General features: G+C 35.6%; 23 protein-coding genes and 1 riboswitch. All 23 genes read right to left on the bottom strand.

Annotated elements, in window-relative coordinates; genetic code table 11:
- Positions 1–21: 21 nt before the first annotated feature.
- Entirely contained in the window at positions 22–717 is a 696-nt protein-coding gene (locus ACIQ1H_RS03015; protein ID WP_402886412.1) for an iron-dependent peroxidase, read from the bottom strand.
- Positions 708–1,985, bottom strand: coding sequence for a normocyte-binding protein (locus ACIQ1H_RS03010; protein WP_402886410.1), 1,278 nt, complete (start codon positions 1,983–1,985; stop codon positions 708–710). The genes ACIQ1H_RS03015 and ACIQ1H_RS03010 overlap by 10 nt, the downstream gene beginning before the upstream one ends.
- A gap of 1 nt (position 1,986) precedes the next feature.
- Entirely contained in the window at positions 1,987–3,627 is a 1,641-nt protein-coding gene (locus tag ACIQ1H_RS03005; RefSeq protein ID WP_402886408.1) for a PP2C family protein-serine/threonine phosphatase, read from the bottom strand.
- Positions 3,628–3,653: 26 nt separating this feature from the next.
- Positions 3,654–4,493 carry a PP2C family protein-serine/threonine phosphatase gene (locus tag ACIQ1H_RS03000; protein WP_402886406.1) on the bottom strand — a complete coding sequence of 280 codons (840 nt, stop codon included), beginning with the start codon at positions 4,491–4,493 and terminating at the stop codon, positions 3,654–3,656.
- A 6-nt stretch (positions 4,494–4,499) separates the two neighbouring features.
- A complete protein-coding gene (locus ACIQ1H_RS02995) occupies positions 4,500–5,024 on the bottom strand; it encodes an FHA domain-containing protein (protein WP_172771983.1) in 525 nt (174 codons plus the stop codon).
- A 39-nt stretch (positions 5,025–5,063) separates the two neighbouring features.
- The gene (locus ACIQ1H_RS02990) at positions 5,064–5,642 is read right to left on the bottom strand and encodes an FHA domain-containing protein (RefSeq protein WP_337980822.1); all 579 of its coding nucleotides are present in this window, start codon (positions 5,640–5,642) and stop codon (positions 5,064–5,066) included.
- Between the two features lie 27 nt (positions 5,643–5,669).
- Entirely contained in the window at positions 5,670–6,101 is a 432-nt protein-coding gene (locus ACIQ1H_RS02985; RefSeq protein WP_402886403.1) for a DnaJ domain-containing protein, read from the bottom strand.
- Between the two features lie 92 nt (positions 6,102–6,193).
- Positions 6,194–6,619, bottom strand: coding sequence for a hypothetical protein (locus tag ACIQ1H_RS02980; RefSeq protein ID WP_025219974.1), 426 nt, complete (start codon positions 6,617–6,619; stop codon positions 6,194–6,196).
- 240 nt (positions 6,620–6,859) lie between these two features.
- Positions 6,860–9,028, bottom strand: a complete 2,169-nt coding sequence (locus ACIQ1H_RS02975) for a transcriptional regulator (protein WP_402888531.1) — start codon at positions 9,026–9,028, stop codon at positions 6,860–6,862.
- Between the two features lie 459 nt (positions 9,029–9,487).
- The gene (locus ACIQ1H_RS02970) at positions 9,488–10,411 is read right to left on the bottom strand and encodes a serine/threonine-protein kinase (RefSeq protein WP_402886401.1); all 924 of its coding nucleotides are present in this window, start codon (positions 10,409–10,411) and stop codon (positions 9,488–9,490) included.
- 276 nt (positions 10,412–10,687) lie between these two features.
- A complete protein-coding gene (locus ACIQ1H_RS02965; protein ID WP_402886399.1) occupies positions 10,688–11,176 on the bottom strand; it encodes a hypothetical protein in 489 nt (162 codons plus the stop codon).
- 59 nt (positions 11,177–11,235) lie between these two features.
- Positions 11,236–11,712 (bottom strand): hypothetical protein, encoded by a 477-nt coding sequence (locus ACIQ1H_RS02960; protein ID WP_402886397.1) that lies wholly within the window; start codon positions 11,710–11,712, stop codon positions 11,236–11,238.
- 20 nt (positions 11,713–11,732) lie between these two features.
- A complete protein-coding gene (locus ACIQ1H_RS02955; RefSeq protein WP_402886395.1) occupies positions 11,733–12,209 on the bottom strand; it encodes a hypothetical protein in 477 nt (158 codons plus the stop codon).
- A gap of 17 nt (positions 12,210–12,226) precedes the next feature.
- A complete protein-coding gene (locus tag ACIQ1H_RS02950) occupies positions 12,227–13,036 on the bottom strand; it encodes a hypothetical protein (RefSeq protein WP_402886393.1) in 810 nt (269 codons plus the stop codon).
- A 239-nt stretch (positions 13,037–13,275) separates the two neighbouring features.
- Positions 13,276–14,739, bottom strand: coding sequence for an aminomethyl-transferring glycine dehydrogenase subunit GcvPB (gene gcvPB / locus ACIQ1H_RS02945; protein ID WP_402886392.1), 1,464 nt, complete (start codon positions 14,737–14,739; stop codon positions 13,276–13,278).
- Positions 14,732–16,078 carry an aminomethyl-transferring glycine dehydrogenase subunit GcvPA gene (gene gcvPA / locus ACIQ1H_RS02940; protein WP_402886391.1) on the bottom strand — a complete coding sequence of 449 codons (1,347 nt, stop codon included), beginning with the start codon at positions 16,076–16,078 and terminating at the stop codon, positions 14,732–14,734. The genes gcvPB and gcvPA overlap by 8 nt, the downstream gene beginning before the upstream one ends.
- A gap of 25 nt (positions 16,079–16,103) precedes the next feature.
- The gene (gene gcvT / locus ACIQ1H_RS02935) at positions 16,104–17,207 is read right to left on the bottom strand and encodes a glycine cleavage system aminomethyltransferase GcvT (protein ID WP_402886389.1); all 1,104 of its coding nucleotides are present in this window, start codon (positions 17,205–17,207) and stop codon (positions 16,104–16,106) included.
- Positions 17,208–17,487: 280 nt separating this feature from the next.
- A riboswitch (glycine riboswitch) is annotated at positions 17,488–17,580 on the bottom strand.
- 142 nt (positions 17,581–17,722) lie between these two features.
- The gene (locus ACIQ1H_RS02930) at positions 17,723–18,241 is read right to left on the bottom strand and encodes a shikimate kinase (protein WP_172771989.1); all 519 of its coding nucleotides are present in this window, start codon (positions 18,239–18,241) and stop codon (positions 17,723–17,725) included.
- Positions 18,242–18,257: 16 nt separating this feature from the next.
- Positions 18,258–18,458, bottom strand: coding sequence for a hypothetical protein (locus ACIQ1H_RS02925; RefSeq protein WP_402886388.1), 201 nt, complete (start codon positions 18,456–18,458; stop codon positions 18,258–18,260).
- Positions 18,436–18,861 (bottom strand): competence type IV pilus minor pilin ComGF, encoded by a 426-nt coding sequence (comGF, locus tag ACIQ1H_RS02920; RefSeq protein ID WP_402886386.1) that lies wholly within the window; start codon positions 18,859–18,861, stop codon positions 18,436–18,438. The genes ACIQ1H_RS02925 and comGF overlap by 23 nt, the downstream gene beginning before the upstream one ends.
- A complete protein-coding gene (locus ACIQ1H_RS02915) occupies positions 18,858–19,172 on the bottom strand; it encodes a hypothetical protein (protein WP_402886384.1) in 315 nt (104 codons plus the stop codon). The genes comGF and ACIQ1H_RS02915 overlap by 4 nt, the downstream gene beginning before the upstream one ends.
- The gene (gene comGD / locus ACIQ1H_RS02910) at positions 19,169–19,609 is read right to left on the bottom strand and encodes a competence type IV pilus minor pilin ComGD (protein ID WP_402886382.1); all 441 of its coding nucleotides are present in this window, start codon (positions 19,607–19,609) and stop codon (positions 19,169–19,171) included. The genes ACIQ1H_RS02915 and comGD overlap by 4 nt, the downstream gene beginning before the upstream one ends.
- Positions 19,606–19,947, bottom strand: coding sequence for a competence type IV pilus major pilin ComGC (gene comGC / locus ACIQ1H_RS02905; protein WP_402886380.1), 342 nt, complete (start codon positions 19,945–19,947; stop codon positions 19,606–19,608). Before comGC ends, comGD begins: the two co-directional genes overlap by 4 nt.
- Positions 19,948–19,953: the final 6 nt, after the last annotated feature.

Here is a 19,953-nt window from a genome sequence, read left to right as displayed (position 1 = left end):
AAATCCCTCCTTTTGCCCCGTTTAGTATAGAGCTATGCGATCTAGCATCATCGTTTGCTCTGCATCAATGATGCCGAAGTGATATTGCCAATAAACCTCTAATTGAAAACCAATCGGCAAAAAGATTTCTTGTATAAGCTGCACTTTTTGCTCATTTTGTTGTGTCTTCTTTTGACTTATATAAATAAGCAGTTCATCCTGCTCCTCGGATTTTAAATAAATCAAGCAACCTTTAAAGAGCCTTGTTAAAGTGTCCTTTAATAAGTAAATTTCTTCACCTGTCTGGTAAAGCTTTAGTATGTTCAGTACAACAATTTCTTGCTCCTTTTTTGAAAAGGCATGAATATTTCGACGCACTACATTACCAAATACATTGGCTTCCATATCTTTTAAAATAAAGCGAATATAAAACTCCATTGTGTTCATTCCTTGCATCCGATCAATTTCGGCTAAGAAATGCAAAACGATGTCGAAAAGGTATTCTCTAAATTCTCTATCTGAATAATTATCAGGATGAAACAAGTTGTTAAAAATGCCAAAATAGCGGTAATATGGATTCACCTCAACATGCTGTTCCACATACTGTGCATTTAAAATAGGAAGACTAAGCTCCATATAGGGCGAATACGTTTCAGCAAGGTAAAAATAAATATCCTTTTTAGAAAGCCCTTCATCTTCGGCTTTAATAAGCAAATCCCAAATATAATTCATAGCCAAACACCTACACATTTATATTCAAAGAAATGTCGTTGTACTTCTGATACTAAGAAGCTTAAAATATCATTCGCTAAAAAGTCTTTTTCCTCTTTTGCCTTAAACTTTAAAAGCATTATTTTTTTATGGCTACGTTCGCCTAGCATCTCTGTTATGAAAGGGTTCGCACAGTAGGTAAAGCTTGCTTCTAAAAATGAATTGACTATTTCAATATCAACAAGCTCAAATTTATTTGCCGCATCGAAGGTGTTTACCATCCGAATAATTTCCCCCTTCGTTTTGACATTTGAAGAATGCTTACTAGCAAATTTAGTCGTAAAATGCTCTATTCGCCGATTGGAAACAAGCTCGTAATTTAACTTACCTAGCTTTTCTTCTTCCATTTTCACTACTTTTAATAGCTTCCAAATCCCTGACTTATCTTGTGGCGAAACAACCGTTAATTCATTGTCTGTTCGTTTGATGTAGCGAACATTCTCCCCATCTGCTTCTACAAGATAGCCATGTTCATTTCCCATTTTCCGAAATGAAAGGACATGCTCATAATTCACCTTATCGATTGCTGGCACAGGAAACCCAATATTTTTGACTTCATGCCGTTCAATATTCCAAAGCGGTACTACATTCAGTCGTTTGTTTACCTCATACTCTTCTAAATCAACAATAATTTGAGTAATTTCCGCATCCTCGTTCAAAGGGGAACATTTCACTAACTTGACATTAAAAAACTTATAGGCGAATGGGTGATTGATTGTTTTCCATGGCAATCCATTTATTTGAAAGATCGGATATAGCTTGTTGATTTCTTGCAAATAGTCAGTATTTCTTGTAAGGCTAACTTGAATCGATATTGGTCCTGCTGTCGTTACAATGGTTCCGTTAAACAACCGTTCCTCAGCTAGTAACTGCTGAATTTGGACCGAATCACATGTGAGAAATAATGAAAACAGTACAGCTTGTTCATTGCGTTCAAGCGATTGCAGCAATTTATTTAGTTGAATTGTTTTACTTTCTAAATCAGCTGGTCTCATCGGAAATAAACATTGATGAATTGGATCAATATCCTCCTGATGACTAAGCGTTACAAAAATATCAAATCGATTCTCCACATCTTCCATCTCATTAAAAACACGCTCTTCAAGCTTGTTGTTCATTTCCTCCTGATAGTCGATTAAATTTACAAAAACGCCACTTACAATATCTTTTAGTAGTTGACGTTGCTCCAAATCTTCAATTTTGCGTAACCGTTCAATCATGAGCTCTTTTATCAATTTATTTTCCCTCTTTCATCACTTCTGCATCGGATGGTTCACCGCTTGCTGGCCCTGTCTCCATAGGAAGTGCCGCTTCAAAAGACGGGTCGCTTGTAGCAGCTTGAGGAGTAGGGTTTAATTTATCATTGGCATTCATAATTTTTCGCTCAAGCCCTAAAACTTTTGCGATTAGTTCCGTTTCCTGATAAATTTCTTGAGCCAATGTGTACGATTCAATTGCTTTCTCATAATCTAAGCGCGCATAGCTTTGATCGCCATTTTTTTCTAATCCTTCAGCTTGCAATTCTTTCTGTGCCTTTTTCAATTCGGCAATTTTAGCTTCTGTTTCTTCAATTTTAGTTTTTATTTGAGGCTCGCCCGTAAATGAGATTGCTAGGGCTTTTTTTCTTGCTTTTTGATAGTTTCCAAGGGCTCCATTGTAATCTTCTGCATCAAATTGAAGATCTCCATCCTTTACTGTTTCAGCAATTTGTACAATGGTATCCATATTGGCGATGCGTTGTTCCGTTACTTCTTTTCCAAAGTTTTTAATAAGCTTGCCTTCTTTTTTTGCCTTTTCATATTGTTCAAGCGCTTCTGTAAATTTCCCCGCCTCGGCTGATTTATCGCCATTGATGATTAGGTCCGTAATTCTTAACTTTTTCGCGAGTAAATTTCTATGTATTGGATCCTTCAATTTTTTGGCCGCATTTCTGCCCTCACTATATTCAAGAAGCGCCTTGTCGTAATTGCCGTCTTGGAAATATAGGTTGCCACTCTTTTCATGATCCTTCATCTCAATCGTGAGTTCTGCCATTTTTTTCGCTTGCTTTGCCTGATAAAAAATCGTACTACCACCAACAACTAAAGTTACGACTAATGCAGCCGCAATCATTTTAATGTATTTCATTTTTTTCTTATTTGTTTCCTGATAAACCTTGTTAACAAATATAGCGGCGATAGTGTAATTATTGACGACTTTCCTTTGCCTACTTAGAAGCACTTCTTCTAATAAATCAGTGTATTGCTCAGGATCTTTCGTTTCCTCCAAAGCATCTGCCATTTCAATTTCACTGACATCTTCCCAAAAGCCTGCTGTGCTAAGCACTAATACATCGCCATCGATTAACTTCATTTTCTTCGAAATAAATGGCGTAAAATCATTCGGCTTCCCAAGATAATTGAGTAAGTTGCTTCTTTCCTCATGCTGGCTTATATCGAGCGAACGATCCCTACTATTAACGATTTCCTGTGCTAAACTTTGATCAGTGCTTTTATACGTTAAAGTGCCATTACGAAAATGATAAAGCCTCGAATTTCCTGCAACTGCAACAATCATTTTTGAGTAATCGGATACAACCATTACAATACTAGCCTTCAACCGAACCCTTAAGCTTTGTGCTTGCATGATAGCTTGCGCATTTTTTAAATATTTTTTAATTGCTCTTCTGGACATTGACGGCTTTTCCATAAATTTTTCGAGAATACCTTTGACCGCTAGTTCTGCACTATTGATTTCTTGATCGGAATCCAACCCTTTGACCGCCACCCAACAAGCAACATCATCTAGCTCAGCATAGGCAAAGTAATCTTTATTTTGCATAAAAGAGCCTGCTTCCGATAGAAAGCTTGTTTTAAAGTCGCTGTTTTCCTTTCTCATCATTCCACCTCCTTAACCTAAACGGGTTACCATGTTTTTTCTAAAATTACGATTGTAGCATTGTCTTGATTTTTTAAGCGTTTTTGTTCCACGGCTTTAATAATGTCTTGCGCAATATCATAGGGTGGGGCATGCTGCGAAAGCATTTTTTCCAATTCTACCTCTGTTAAAGTATCGTAGACACCATCACTGAATAGACAAACCTTGTCACCGTTTCTTAGCTGAATAGGTTTCTCTCCTATATCTAGATTTTTAAATCCTTCGTAACCTAAATAATTGATCAGTCTCTTTTTCAGTGGGTTTTCTTGCACCTCTAATTGAGAAATTTCCCCTGAAATATAGCGTTCCTTTAATACTGATTCAAAAATATGTTTTTGATTGATTGCGATGAATTCCCCATTTCGAAAGATTGAAATTACACTATCCCCGACAGCCCCCCAATGTAAGTAACCATGCTCATCAATAACTGCCGCTACTAATGTAGTTCCACCATTAGAGCCATTTAAATTTTCTAGAATCATGCCATTGCTCGTTAAGGCCGTTTCCTTAAAATAAGATCGAATATTTGCTATACTAGTTAGCTTCATAAACTTATGAATAAATGTCGTAACTGCAACTGTGCTAGCCATTCTGCCATTTGCTAATCCACTGATGCCATCAGCAAGAACCGCCATCGTGCCAACGGGTGTTTCAACAGTCGAAAAATAGTCATCCTGTTCATCTCGCCTGCCGATGGTTTGCCCATTTCCAATCGCAATTTTGGTCGTTTCTTTTTTATGCATTAGTATTTTGCGCAGTATAAGTAAGGCGATGATGACAATGATGAAAGCAAGTGCAATCATGTAAGATAGTAGTGTCTGATCCATTTTTCATCATTCCTCGCTTTGGTTGTTTTCCCATTCAAAATGCACACCACATAGAGGAATAAATAGAAACATACTTGTACCAAGCTGTATAACGTCATATGCTGCTAACTCTGTTGGTGTATAAACCGCTTCATTATTTAAATAAGCTAAACCTGATGCATCCCCAGGCAGCAAATAGAAGTTTCTTTTTTTAGGGTCATAGACAATAACTGCATGATTACGTTTCGAAATGCTATTGTCGCCAATAATGCGGATATGCATATCTTCTGCTCGTCCGATAAAGTTCTTTTCAGATAAAATCCGATAATCTCGTCCCATTGGAGGTCCTTCAATACAAACTAACCATCCTGTGACAGGGTCAATCCCATCCATTTCGCCAAGATAGGGCATCGTTTTATCATCCACTTCTGCAACAGCCGTAGCCGTCGTTACTCTTGGTTCTTGCTCTACCATGACATTGCAATAAGGACAAACATTTCTATGTCTTCTTGAACTAAACATGTGACCATTCGTGCATCTAATCAAACTCATATTGTTATCCTCCATCTTCGTTACGAATCTAGCTTTTCTTTATTTTGCTAAAATTCTAGTATTTGCTATGTATATAATATCTCCACTATTTAATCGATAAGGGCTTTCCTGTTTTAAACTACTTTTCACACGCTTATGCGCTTTTTTAATACCTACTCCGTTCACAGAGTCAATATCTTCTATGTACCACATATCGGATACACAATTTAAAACAGCATGCTCGTAATTTATGAGCGATTCGTATTCTGTGCCATTTAAATCTATATCTACCTCTCGTTCAGTTGAGCTCTTCCCAATGAGCAATGAGGTTTTTCCTTCTAACAGCCACTCTTCAATTTCTGCTCCACGTTCGTTCAGTAATACAATTTTCTGAATGTTCGTATCTGTAAATTCATAGATTGTCTCTTTTGCTTCATATTTTATTAATCCATAAACAAGGACAATGATGACCATCATCGTGCCAATGATTGTTTTCAAAAGAAAATTTTGATTCATAACAAATACATATAAAATAAAAAAGAAGGCAATGATCACAATGATAATATCGATAATTTTTATTATCATTTGGTTATTGGCATTGTGTGTATTTACTTCCATTGCATTTTTTATGTCATTCACGAAAGCACGCTCCTCCACGCTAAGGTTTTACTTGTTAAAAAATCGTTCGAATAATTCCGTTGTATCTAGAGGGTTTTTCTTTGCTGTTTTATGAAGTGTTGACGACGTTTCCTTCGTTTTTGGATTAAAACCAAAAAAATGCTCAAAGTTTTTCTCGATATCGTTCATATTAAACTCTTGCTTATGGGTAGTTGTTCGATCTTTCGTTTTCGTTGCCTGTTCGAATGTTTGCCCACCGCTTTGCGCTGCACCATCAAGACGTACATCATATGCTTCTCTAGACGACGTATCCTTTAATACTTTATAGGCCTCCTGTACGTCTAAAAAGATTTGCTCCGACTCTTTATTGCCTCCACTTACGTCAGGATGATGTTTTTTCGATAATTTCCTATATGCGAGCTTAATTTGGTCTTGTGTTGCTTGTCTGCTAACACCTAAAATTTCATAATGATTTTTCACTATTTTTCATCCCCTGTATTAGGATTATTCAAAATTATCTAAGGAACTATATAGTCCCTTAGATAATGTGTTGTAACCTATCAAACTTCTACTTAAACAGCGTAGCCGCCTTCGATTTTCGCAAGATCTGTTTTATCTTTCTTCTGCTTAATGAATAAGTAGAATTCTCCGATCCCTTCTGTGTCGCCATATCTTTCTGAATAGTCAACAACAAAGGCATTTGGGAAATGGATTTTTCTTACTACTTGATCAGCTGAAATAACTTCTAGTGTTACTTTACGGTAACAGTCTGCCTTTTCAGCAGGGACTAATGACCATAATCCTAATTTCATCGTATCATCTGAATTATCGCCGTCTGTCGCAGTAAGGATTTTCCCCTTAACTTTTAACGTTGCTCCAACATCTGTTGAACGAGCGTTCGAGTCATTTGGAGTATCTGTTTCATACTCCACTGTCATAATGCTTTCTAAACCTAATTCAATTGCTTCTGATCCTTCTACTTTTAATACAAAACCCATTCTTATTTCCCTCCTAATATTTTTTGAATGTACTCGTTTACTGAACTTGATAAAATGACCATGTTTCTAGCTGACTTCATTTCTCGCATAAATTTTGAAAGAATTTCAACGAGAAATATGTATATATTTCATCAAGTCAGTACGTCAAGATCATTCATATTTATGTTAAAAGATTTATTTAAAAACAAATCTTAAACATACAATTCTAAAATCGTTGTATGCAGTCTGTAATGGTAATTTTTAAGCTTTCACAGCACTTGTACCTTTAGTAATCATCACTTCAAGATTTTTCACATTGCCGTTAAATACGAGATCAATTTGGCATAAGCTTGTTTTTTCATCAATAATGTAGCCAATGTCATCACCATCATGGATAACGGAGTTTACATAGCCTTTATCATTCAACCACTTACTTTTTTGGCTGCTTGGATTATTACTAAAGAATCGAACAATGTTTTCATGCTTAAAGTCCCCTGATTGGAATCGTAGAATTCTTTCAATATACGTACTCACTTGTGTTTTGTAGATTGAATCAAATCCATCCTCTTCCATCGCTAAGCTTCTTGCTTTATACACTGTAATACGCTTAATATCTTTATCCTGTAGCTGTGCATTTTCTGAAGAAAATACAAAACCAAAGCTTCGGCTATTAATCGCATCTTTAATATTGTTCGTAAATCCAGAAATTTCTTTTGCCATTGTTGTGACAGCTCTTAATGCGTTATCACCCGCTTCAATATCAAAGCGTACACCTGGATAACTTCTTTTCACATTTCGGAATGACTCCTTCAAATATTCAGGACATTGATAAGCAGACACTATCCCTGCTGCCACATAGCTAGCACCTACATATACGCCTTCTATCCAAAGCTTGAGTATATCTTCCTTTTCTTTCGATAGGCGCGCACCATTTTCGGTTGTTTGCATCCTTGTATCAATTACTACGCCAGACTTGTCTTTCGGAATAATTGTAAAATTCGGTAAGCAAGGAATCGCAAATTCACTGTAATCTTTTCGAAGGAGCACCGAGCATTTATCGATAAGGCGATCAATGCCTGCTGTTGCAATGCCGTTGAAAGTAGTTTCTTCTTCCGTCATAAAGTTAAAGAATATTTGGACTTTATAATCTTTTACTGTATCTAGAAGACTAGATAAGGATTCCATCGTGTTACCTTCTTGCTTTGCAACCTTTTCATTTCCTTTAAAGCGAGATCTACTAACTTTCATTTTTCCAGATGCTTCAAGTTCAATGGCTGGAACGATGCCATACCATACAGTATCTGTGAAATCATTTTTTGAATTGACTGTATTTAAATACGTCCGCAACCTTGGTAAATTATTACTCTTAACGAGCATATCCAATTTTGCATTTGTCACTAATAACGAAGGTTGCATACCTTTATTTTTTGTCGCATATTGATCAAAATACATTTTGACACCTATTAGTTTTTCAACTAATGGCTTCACTGTCTTTACAAATTCATCCTTAGCATCCTTATAGAATTCTAAGTATGTATTGTAATTTTGCACCTCTGTTTCAACGTCAAATTCTGCTCTTACAGATGGCAATGGCGAGAATGTTCTTACGACTAAATCCTTTACGTAGGAAGATGGTGATTCTGTTATCGCCTCATAGTCTTCCTCAAATACGGTACTCAAACCATAGTTACTATTGTCTTCAATAACCATCAACTCAGAAGTATTCGTTTGAGGTGCCTCAATAATTTTAAGTTCACCCGTATCACCAATTGTTAGGGTTCCGATTTGCAGCTTTTCGGATTCGTTTTCCTCTTGATTTGCCCCTAATAATAGTCTTGTTTTAATATCTTCAATTGCTAACGGCAACATGGCCATAACATTGTTATAATTTCGGCTAGCTACTTCGAACATAAGATTTAACTTATCCCCTGTATCCAGCTTTTTTGGATCGCCTTCGTCTAACTTGTCATATTCGCCATATAAATAATGAATTTCTTTTCTTACTTGGCGAATATCGTCCATTACCTTTTTAGGGGAAATCATATCTAGTAAATTTTCAAATTTAAAGTCTACATTCGTTATTCCTTGGCTTCGTTTTGTATCAATGAGGGTAAATAGCATCTTTAAAAAATCATTGTTTTGATCGATTGCGATTTCGGAAATACAATCGTCTTGAATGCCTTCAGGTTTTTTCAGCGTATACATTACTTTCTGATTTGCAGCATTGTAGAACGAATAGACGGTTGGAGAGAACTTATCTAAAAATTCGTCAAAGCTTTTGACAAGAAGGTATTGATTAATTTCTTTCACTTTTTCATCGCTTAGACTATCAATTCCTTTTACGTCCCCCACTAATGTAATCAAATCCAGCTTTTCCGGATTGATTTCCTCAAAGAGCATTGTTCTGTTTGTTTGATTAATAATCTCCATTTTTTCGGCTGTATAACCTACAGCCATCCCTCCTTTTTATAATAAATTCGAGTAAGCATAATCATTAGTGAACACAAACTTTAATTTACTTTTAAGTAATAAAATACTAACTAAAGTAAAATAAAATACAGTTTCCTTAAAACTGAAGTTGAAATTTTATTACTATTTTATCTACATCACAAATGACATTATGTATCACAAAGTAACTATACAATATCTAATTTTATTGTCAATATTTACAATAGAATATTATGTAAATTATAGGATACTAATGGTTTTTCGATAAAAATGCGACATTATAAATTTTATGATATTTCTCCAAAAAAAAGTGTAATTATTCATTTTTTTTATTAAAAAAAACAGCCTAAAGTGTATATTAAATACGCCTTTAGCTGTTTAAGTTAGTTCCTAGTTACACTGTAAAATGATAGTATCGGATTATACATCCCATTTTATTGGTTATTTTGTATTATTTACCTTAAAATAGTTCCTTATTCTATTGACAAATTCTTCAAATAGAATAATGCATTTCATAACTTTTAAAGAAGGGCATCTTTTTTTTACCTGTAAAGCCATTCCCCACATGATCGTATGGGCTAAAAGCATAGTTACCCTTTTATTATATTTTCTTATATGATCAATATTATCCTCAATTAGCCTCTGTGAAATATCAGGTGGAACCATATTTGTTACTAAATAATAAAAAGTTGCGGCTAAACTATACATATCTGTATAGACCCCTTGTACAGAGACATTTGAATATTGCTCAAGAGGAGTGTACCCAGGGCTTATAAAAATTTGATATTCTTTGGCATTTTTATAAAAAATCGCAGATCCAAAGTCTAGTAAAAATGGATTACCCTCTAAATCGATCATAATATTACTTGGTTTAATGTCTCGATGTAGAATACCTTGTTTATGTAGATAACTTAACGCATCAATTAACGGCAGAAAAATACTAGTGTATAATTGCTCCCTATTATTAAGTGAAATATCTTTTAAATAATGATCTAATAACTTGCCTTCATAATAATCCATTATGATATATAGCGTTCCATTCTCCTCAAAAAAGTCTATAAAATTGACAATATTTCGATGACTTATTTGCTTCATGATGATGGCTTCGTTTAGAAAAGTTGCTTTTAAATCCTCAAATTTTGTTTTTGTAGATGGCAAACGATTTATCACTGCTCTATTATCTAAATCCCGTAACGCAAGTTCCTGTGGGAAAAACTCTTTAATCGTTACCTGCCTGTCTTCATTGATTGTTTCCGCCAAATAAACAATAGATAATTTACTAGTAGCAATTACTTCTTTTGTTTGATATGTATCATGAAGAATACTATGTACAGGTAAGCTTACTTCACATTGAGCCACAGACATTCTCATTTTTCCTCCCTTTCATCAAATTTTGTTGCTCTTAAAACAATAATCATAAAATAGAACGCTATCTCAATATGTAATTATTTTAACTAAAATACAAATTAAAGCAATTATATAAAAATACACCTTTTAATAAATAATCGTTGGATGTGAAACTTCCACCCCCATAACATGCGTTTTCTATCCTATAAAATAAAAAACGTCCGATAAGTAACAATCGGACGCTGTTTATTCATTTCATTATTTTCACTATCGAATCTAATTTTCTTTGTTTGCTTATCTCTTCAAATTATTTTGCCCAACTATAGCTTCTAATGCGGCTAATCCTTGGCTCAATAACTTAAAGTTTGGACGTTTCATATTGTTTGGTTCTTTTGCTACCATCGCCTGTAAATATCGTTTCAGCTCTTTTGTATAAGCCTTCGTAAATTCCATAAAATCAAATATATATTGCCATTCTTGTGCATCCGAAAACTCATCAAAATTTGTAATGACTATATTTTCCCCCTCTTTTTTATAAGTATAGACATTCGCATTACCAAAAGTATCAAGAACTCGCTCCTCACCCGTTTGATATAAATCAAGCAATAGGTGATTAAATTCAATCACTATTGTACTGTGCAACGTTGTGGAGAAGAGTAAAGTTTCTTTATTATTTTCAATTACAAATACTTCTAAATAGCTGTCGAGATAAAAATCTGCATGGACATTTTTATTTTGAAGAACCGATACATCATCTTCTTCTAGATCAAATCTAATTTTCATGTTTAGAGTACCTCTCCATATTATTTCTCTTATATCTAATTTTCATTATTCTCTCTATATTATTTCCTGTGGACAACCTCTTCTAAGTTCATTAATTTTTCCCTCAATAAGATAAAGTCTGGGCGTTTTACAATATTCGCATCTTTTCCTATTAAATTTTGTAAATGTTGACGTAACCCTTTCGTATAAGCCTTCAAAAATGCTTTAAACTCAAAGGTATATTGCCATTCTTCAGAATTAGAAAATACACTAAAATTTGTAATAAAGACATTATTTCCAGCTTTTTTAAAGGTATAGACGTTCGCATTTCCAAAAGTATCAAGAATGAGTTTCTTACCTGTTTGATATAACTCTAATAATTGTTGACTGAATGTAATAATAATTGTACTGTGTATTGTTGTGGAGAAGAGTAAAATTTCTTTATTATTTTCAATTATAAATACTTCTAAATAGCTGTCGAGATAATAATCTGCATGGACGGTTTTATTTTGAAGAACCGATACATCATCTTCTTCTAGATCAAATCTAATTTTCATTTTAATAGTACCTCACCAATTTATTTCTCTTGTAGAATAGCGTCTAGTTCGTTTAATCCTTGTCTAAGTAGAACAAAGTTTGGACGTTTTATAATATTCGCATCTTTTACTACCAAATTTCCCAAATGTCGTCGTAATTCTTTCGTATAAGCTTTCACAAATGCCTTAAAATCAAAGGTATATTCCCATTCTTCTGAATTAGAAAAGACATCAAAATTTGTGATCACCATATAATTCCCTACTTTTTTAAAGGTATAGACATTCGCATTTCCAAAAGTATCAAGAACCTGTTTCTTACTCGTTCGATGTAACTCAATTAATTGTCGACTAAATGTAATAATGATTGTACTATGCAACGTTGTGGAGAAGAGAAAAATATTCTTATTATTTTCAAGTGCAAATACTTCTAAATAGCTATCAAGATAATAATCTGCACGAACATTTTTATTTTTTAGAACCGATACATCATCTTCTTCTAAATCAAATCTAATTTTCATATTTAAGCACTCCTTTATTATTTTATTACCGATGTGCCACGATTAGGATACGATGTTCTGATAATATTATCTTTCGTGACAATTGTTGTCATCTCAGAAATTCCATATTTTCTTGGACGGTAATTGTAAATTTTTGTACCATCAAAATGAGTACTTTCTAAAGTTCCTTTTTCTAATGATTCCATAATTAAATTTTTAATCTGTGCATCTCCGAGTGCTTTAGGGAATAATGTTGTACCTCTATTTGCAGTAGTGCCTGCAACATGTCTTTTGTAAATGTGCTCCCAACCTGTACGGTTATCTCCATCTAATAAAATACCTTTAGCATTAAACTTTTGAATTTTACCTAGACCTGCAAAGGCATCAATTTCAGCGGATTTCCCTGCTTTCTTCAATAGTGCGAATAATTTTCCTGATTTAACCACTTTCCCCGCTGGAAAGAGAGAAACTAAAGCTATCCCTTTTTCTGTAATACCAGCATTCGGGTTGAAAATCGTTCTTACATCATCCAGTACTAAAAAGTCTATACCTTCTTTAGCTGCATCTACTGCAAATTGACCAGCTCTTTTAAGCCAACTAACAGTAGATTTTGCCCAGTTCAAAGCTGTATCCACCCATGAGGTAGGTTTTGCAGAAGCACGAACTGCCAGTAGCATATTTCTTGCTTCACTGGAAATAGCAACGGTGTCACGCTGTGGCATGGCAAAATTTTTAATGCTTTTATCATTGTTTTGGTTTGATGTAGCAATTAATGGATTAGTGCTACTAAATCTTTTCACAGATACATGAGTAGAATGTTGCTGATTAAAGTTAGTATTAATTGACATATAGACCTCCCAATGAAAGTATTAAATTTTACGTATATTATACAATGGTGTTTTTTTCTATAAAATAATAAATTTTTTTCGAAATTTCACTACATCCGAGATATTTTTATCAAAATATTCTACTAGAATAAGTTTCATAGAAATAATATTTTTCTCTTTTTCTAGTAACTTCAATTTTCCTCAAACACAAAAAAATGCCCGATCAGTATAGTAAAATACTGGTCGGGCATTGTGTATTATTATGCTTTTTGATAGCGAAGCACTGGTGTACGAGCAGCGCGTGTTTCGTCTAAACGAGTAACGACTGTTGTATGTGGTGCTTCTTGTACGATAGAAGGATTTTCTTCTGCTTCTTTCGCAATTTGAATCATAATGTCGCAGAATGCATCTAATGTTTCTTTTGATTCTGTTTCTGTAGGCTCGATCATTAACGCCTCTTCCACGTTTAGTGGGAAGTACGTTGTTGGTGGATGGTAGCCAAAGTCTAACAGACGTTTTGCAATATCTAATGTACGAACGCCAAGTTTCTTTTGACGACGACCAGATAGCACAAATTCATGCTTACAGTGACGGTTATATGGTAAATCATAGAATGGCTCTAGGCGACGCATCATGTAGTTTGCGTTTAGTACCGCATATTCTGTGACAGCTTTTAAGCCATCTGGACCCATTGTACGAATATACGTATATGCACGTACGTTAATACCGAAGTTACCATAGTAAGGTTTTACGCGACCGATTGATTGTGGACGGTCATAATCGAAATGGTATGAACCTTCTTCTGTTCTGACAAGTACTGGTTTTGGTAGGAACGGAATCAAATCAGCTTTTACACCTACTGGACCTGAACCTGGTCCACCACCACCGTGTGGACCTGTAAATGTTTTGTGTAAGTTTAAGTGTACACAGTCAAAGCCCATATCGCCAGGACGTGCTTTACTCATAACCGCATTTAAGTTAGCGCCGTCATAGTATACTTTACCGCCAACTTCATGGATAAGCTCTGCCATTTCGATAATATTTTCTTCAAATAGACCAAGCGTATTTGGGTTTGTTAGCATTAATGCCGCTGTATCTGAACCTACTACTTTACGTAAATCTTCGATGTCTACTAAACCATTTTCATCAGATTTTACTGTAATAGTTTCAAAGCCTGCAACTGTTGCTGATGCAGGATTCGTACCATGAGCTGAATCAGGAACGATAACTTTATTACGATGTCCTTCTCCATTCGCTTCATGGAAAGCACGAATCATCATTAATGCCGTCCATTCGCCATGGGCACCTGCAGCTGGTTGTAATGTCACTTCATCCATTCCTGTAATTTCTACTAAAGATGTTTGAAGTTCATAAAGAAGCTCCATTGCCCCTTGTACTGTTGATTCATCTTGTAATGGATGAACATTAGCAAAACCAGAAAAACGTGCAACTGATTCATTAATTTTTGGGTTATATTTCATCGTACATGAACCAAGTGGATAGAAACCAGAGTCTACACCGTGATTACGACGAGAAAGTGCAGTATAGTGACGCATAATATCAAGTTCCGCAACTTCTGGTAACTCAGCTGCTTCTTCACGAATTAGGTTTGCAGGAAGTAAATCTGCAAGATCAACTTCTGGTACATCTAAAGCTTCTAGGCTATACCCTACGCGACCTTCTTTTGTAATTTCAAAAATGAGTGATTGATTTTCGTTATGCATTGAGAGCCCCCATTTCTGCAACAAGTGCATCAATTTCTTCCTTCGTGCGTAATTCTGTTACAGCGATTAGTACATGTTGTTTAAGTGAATCGTAAGTTTGACCTAATGGATAACCGCCGATAATACCTTTTTTAATTAAGCCTTTATTGATTTCTTTCACGCATTTATTTGTTTTCACAACGATTTCGTTAAAGTGCGCACCTTGGAATGCAACGGTAAAGCCTGCCGCTTCAAAGGCATTTTTTGCGTAGCGTGTTTTCGCAATATTTTGCGTAGCCATTTCTCGAACGCCTTGCTTTCCTAAAGCTGTCATTGCAACAGAAGCTGCAAGTGCTAAAAGTGCTTGGTTTGAACAAATGTTAGATGTAGCTTTATCACGACGGATATGTTGTTCACGTGCTTGTAACGTTAACACATAACCACGGCGACCTTCACCATCTACCGTTTCACCAACAAGTCGGCCAGGAACTTTACGCATTAATTTTGTAGTCACCGCGAAGTAACCACAGTGTGGACCACCGAAGCTTTCAGCAATACCAAATACTTGTGCATCACCAACACAAATATCTGCACCAAGCTTACCTGGAGGTGTTAAAATACCAAGCGCTAGTGGGTTAGATGATACAACAAATAAACTTTTTGCATCATGTGCAATATCACCGATTACTTGTAAATCCTCTACTTGACCAAAGAAGTTTGGATATTGTGCAATAACAGCCGCTGTATTTTCATCAATCAGCTCTTGTAAAGCTTCAACATCTGTCACACCATCTTTATGAGGGATTGTTACGATGTCAATTGATTGACCGTATGCATATGTAGCAACGACATCACGATATTCAGGGTGAACCGTTTCAGATACTAAAATTTTCTTACGACGTGTATGTCCTGCAGCTAGCATACCTGCTTCCGCTAGTGCCGTTCCGCCATCATACATTGATGAGTTTGCAAGATCCATTCCTGTAAGCTCAGCAATCATTGTTTGGAATTCAAAAATCGCTTGTAATTCCCCTTGTGAGATTTCAGGTTGGTATGGTGTGTACGCAGTATAAAACTCTGAACGAGAAATGACATGGTCTACAATAATCGGTTTATAGTGATTGTAGACACCTGCGCCTAAGAATGATACGTTCGCATTCGTATCATTATTTTTTGCAGCAAGGGCTGCTAATTCTTTTAAAAGTGCAGATTCTGATTTTGCTTCTTTAATATCATAAAGGCCTTTGAAACGTACTTTTTCTGGAATATCCTCGAATAACTCATCGACTGATGATACACCAACTACGTCTAACATTTCTTGTTTGTCTTGCTCCGTCATTGGTAAATAACGATGTTTCATAAATGTAGGTCCCTCTTTTCAAATTTTATTTTGAACGCTTATAAAACGGTGTTTCAACTGTCACTACTTTTAAGTGCTTACCACGAATTTCAATTTCCAATTCAGTTCCGATAGTTGCGAATTGACTGTCAATTAATGCGTTACCAACATTACGTTTAGAAGAAGGAAGCTGAGTACCTGTTGTCACTTCACCGATTTCTTTACCATCTTTGAACACTTTGTATCCATGACGTGGAATCCCTTTATCGATCATTTCAATACCTACAATTTTACGTGCTAATCCATTTTCTTTTTGCTCAACTAACGCATCATGACCAATAAAGTCTTCTTTATTTAATTTCACAGCAAAGCCAATGCCCGCTTCAAGTGGTGAAATGGTAGCAGATAGTTCTTGCCCATAAAGTGGCAGTCCTGCTTCAAAGCGTAGAGTATCACGGCAGCCTAAGCCTGCTGGCACAACGCCTTTGTCTTTTCCAGCCTCTAAAATGATATCCCACAATGCTTTAATGTCTGCTGGAACACCATAAAGTTCAAAGCCATCTTCTCCTGTATAACCACTGCGAGAAACTAATGCTTTATGTCCTGCAATTTCTACATCATCTTGGAAGCGGAAGTATTTAATTGCACTTAAATCCGTTGCTGTTAATGATTGAAGAAGCTCTTCAGCTAATGGCCCTTGTAGAGCGATTTGAGCATATGAATTAGATTGATTGTCAACTGTCACATCATATTGATGTTGGTTTTCCATCATCCAGTCATAATCTTTTTCTATATTTGCCGCATTGACACATAGTAAATAATGATTGTCTGCTAGTTTATAAGTTAATAAATCATCGACAACGCCACCATCTTCATAGCACATCGCATTGTATTGCGCTTGACCTGTAGCAATTTTCGAAATGTCATTTGACAACAGATTTTGTAAAAAATCTAAAGCCTCAGAACCAGTTACTAAAATTTCACCCATGTGTGACACATCAAATAAGCCTGCACGATTACGCACTGCATCATGTTCTTCTTTAATAGAAGAGAATTGTACTGGTAATTCCCATCCACCGAAGTCAATTGTCTTACCACCATACTTTGCATATTCGTCAAATAGAGGTGTACGTTTTAATTCGTTCGTCATTACTATTGCCTCCTTATTGTTAGTATCATTTTTACTGGTAGTAGTTCGTCTGCTTTTTCGACATCTTAAAGGGCATAAGTCTATGTACGTAGCAAGCATTCATACTTGCCGATTGTACGTTTGACAAATGTCTAGACATAAAAAAAGACAGACGAACCCCTTTTCGGGATTCTCTGTCCTTGCACCTGAAAGTTACACCAAACTAACTCGCATAACGAAAATGCCAGGTAGTAGGCTTTCCCCTTTGGTGGCTGTTGTATTACAGCTCTCTCCAGAGTTGCGTCTTGTACGAGTCCTTTTACCTGAGAGATTCATAGCCCTTTGCTACTTGCTCCTTCGGTGGCGTCTACACGCGCTCTCCCCGTACAATCATCCGCCCAAGATTGCTCTTGGTACTATTTAGTATTCAATGTACAAAAAGTTACCTTATTAGTCTATATCCTAACATTGATTGTATTGAAAAGGCAAACATTTTTTAAATTAACTTAAAAGACGAATATTAATGTCTTTTACTTTTACCATCGTTCGCTTTTCAATCTTTTTACTTGAAATACTAAATACTCGAGAATGTGTCGAATTGTTCTACCTTCTGTAAGAACTTGAATATGTCCTGCTTCACGATAGAATTTTCTTCTGTAATGATACAGCTCTTCTAGCTGTTCCTTTGTTGAGCTTTGTACAATTGGTCGATTTGGATCATGCTGTATTCGTTTATAAATATCTTCGAATGTCGCATCTAAAAAGAATACAAGTCCACTGCGTTTCATAATTTTCCGATTTTCCCCATTTACAGCTACACCGCCACCTGTAGAGATAATACATGCCTCGTCGCGGAAATTTTTCAAAAATTCCGTTTCTATTTCACGGAAACGAGCCTCTCCATATTTCTCAAAAATCTGTGGAATCGTCATTCCCTGCTGTCTGACAATTTCATGATCCATATCATAGTACGGTAACTTTAATAAATAGCTTAACCTTCTTCCTAACGCACTTTTCCCGCAGCCCATAAAGCCAACTAAATATATTTTTCGCATTCGAATCACCTTCTTACTACGATTCTACACTGTCTGACAAAATTTGTCCTAATAAATTTATCGTAGCTCGAACATTCATCTTTTCTAGTCCATCATATGTTCGAAACTGAATCTCATAAGACATGCAATACGCAAGAACAAAAGTAGTTACAAAAAATAATAATGCAATTGCGATTAAAAATACAGCCCCTCTATCATTTTTCAAAAATTGGTACATAATAGGTCCGCTCCTTTTTTAACCCGCTTGGAAATTCGACAGCTATTGTGAGTTCATTATCGTTAAGGTCGAACTGACATTTATTAATTCCAATAAGCATTGGGACATGGCCGCCATTCACCTGTTCTCGAATCATATTGCGATAGCAATCAAAATGATGAAGAGTATTTGACGCTTGCAAAGTGATTCTTCTTTGATCTCTCCTAATTGTTATGGACGAAGCATTTGCTAAATGCATATTCATGTCGAAAACAAACAACTCCCACTTTGATTGTTCATCTGTTAGCATCATTGTTTTCATATTAGCAGCCCAAAGGATAACCAATAGTAATAAATGACAAGCTAGCACAAATACGATTAATTGAAACAACGCTTCCAGTAATGTATAGCCTTTTTCCTTCATCGAATTTCACCTGTTTGTTGAATACACTTTTGACGCAGCTCTCGCGTGTTTTGAAACGTTACACATATTCCCTGTCCATCAAACAACCAGTGGTAGCTCACCTCGTCAATTGTTCTTACCCCTTCGACTTGCTGTAAAAACTGATACTGCTTCAAGCCTTCATAGGCTGTTTCAGCTGCAACGACTTCAAGCTTTTGATTGTATAAATTCGTTTTCATCGTATAGCTAATAGGAATTAAAGTTGTGCAGAGTAACATGAAAATAAAGACAGATAAGATTGTTTCGACAAACGAATAGCCTTTTTCATTCATTCAACTCTTGCTCTCCCTCTCCCTAAAGTTATGACGACCTTTTTAGTCCCCAACGGTGTTTTAAAATACACCGTTCCTGGTGTCATGACATTCCCTTTAAAATTAAATCGTATCGTTTGGACAGTACTCCTATCAGACAATAATTCAACCCCCTTCGGAAATGGGCGAATATAAACATTCGTATAAAAGTCCTTTTTTATACTATAACGATTTGATGAACCTTCAAATTTCATAAATATATACTCTTTTTCGTGCATACTGTACGTTTGTATATATTGAAGATCTAATTGAATTTGGCTAAAAAAGCGTTCAATTTCTTTTGCTTCTACTACTTGTAACGTAAATTTCGTCACAATAGCTGTTAACGTCATTACAACAAACAACACAAGTAATATCTCGACTAGTGTATAGCCGCGCTCATTTTTTTGATAGTTCATTGACCATCAGCCTCTGTTAAAGAGGGCTGTTTGGCTAACCGAACCTCCCCTTTATTGGTAATAATGATTTCTTCTTTATTTGGACAAGTCTTTCCCTGTTCTTTTAAATAACCCTTTGCTATCAAATCTTCTAAAGTGGGATATTCCATAAAATCTACTCGATATGCCTCTACTTGCCCTTGCACCATAGCTATATAGGCAGTGCAGCCCTTTTCATCAATTGTAGCAAAATGTTTAGATACATTCGGAATTGAAATTAGTATTAGGATTGAAATAATCAACAAGACGATTAACATTTCAATTAGTGTAAATCCAGCTTCTTGTTTAATAAGTTTCATTGTAGG

Origin of the sequence: Lysinibacillus sp. NPDC097279, from assembly GCF_044761745.1 — a bacterium.
Lineage (GTDB): Bacteria > Bacillota > Bacilli > Bacillales_A > Planococcaceae > Lysinibacillus.
The sequence above is the reverse complement of the archived record's forward strand: the minus strand, read 5'-3'. Positions and strand labels throughout refer to the sequence as shown.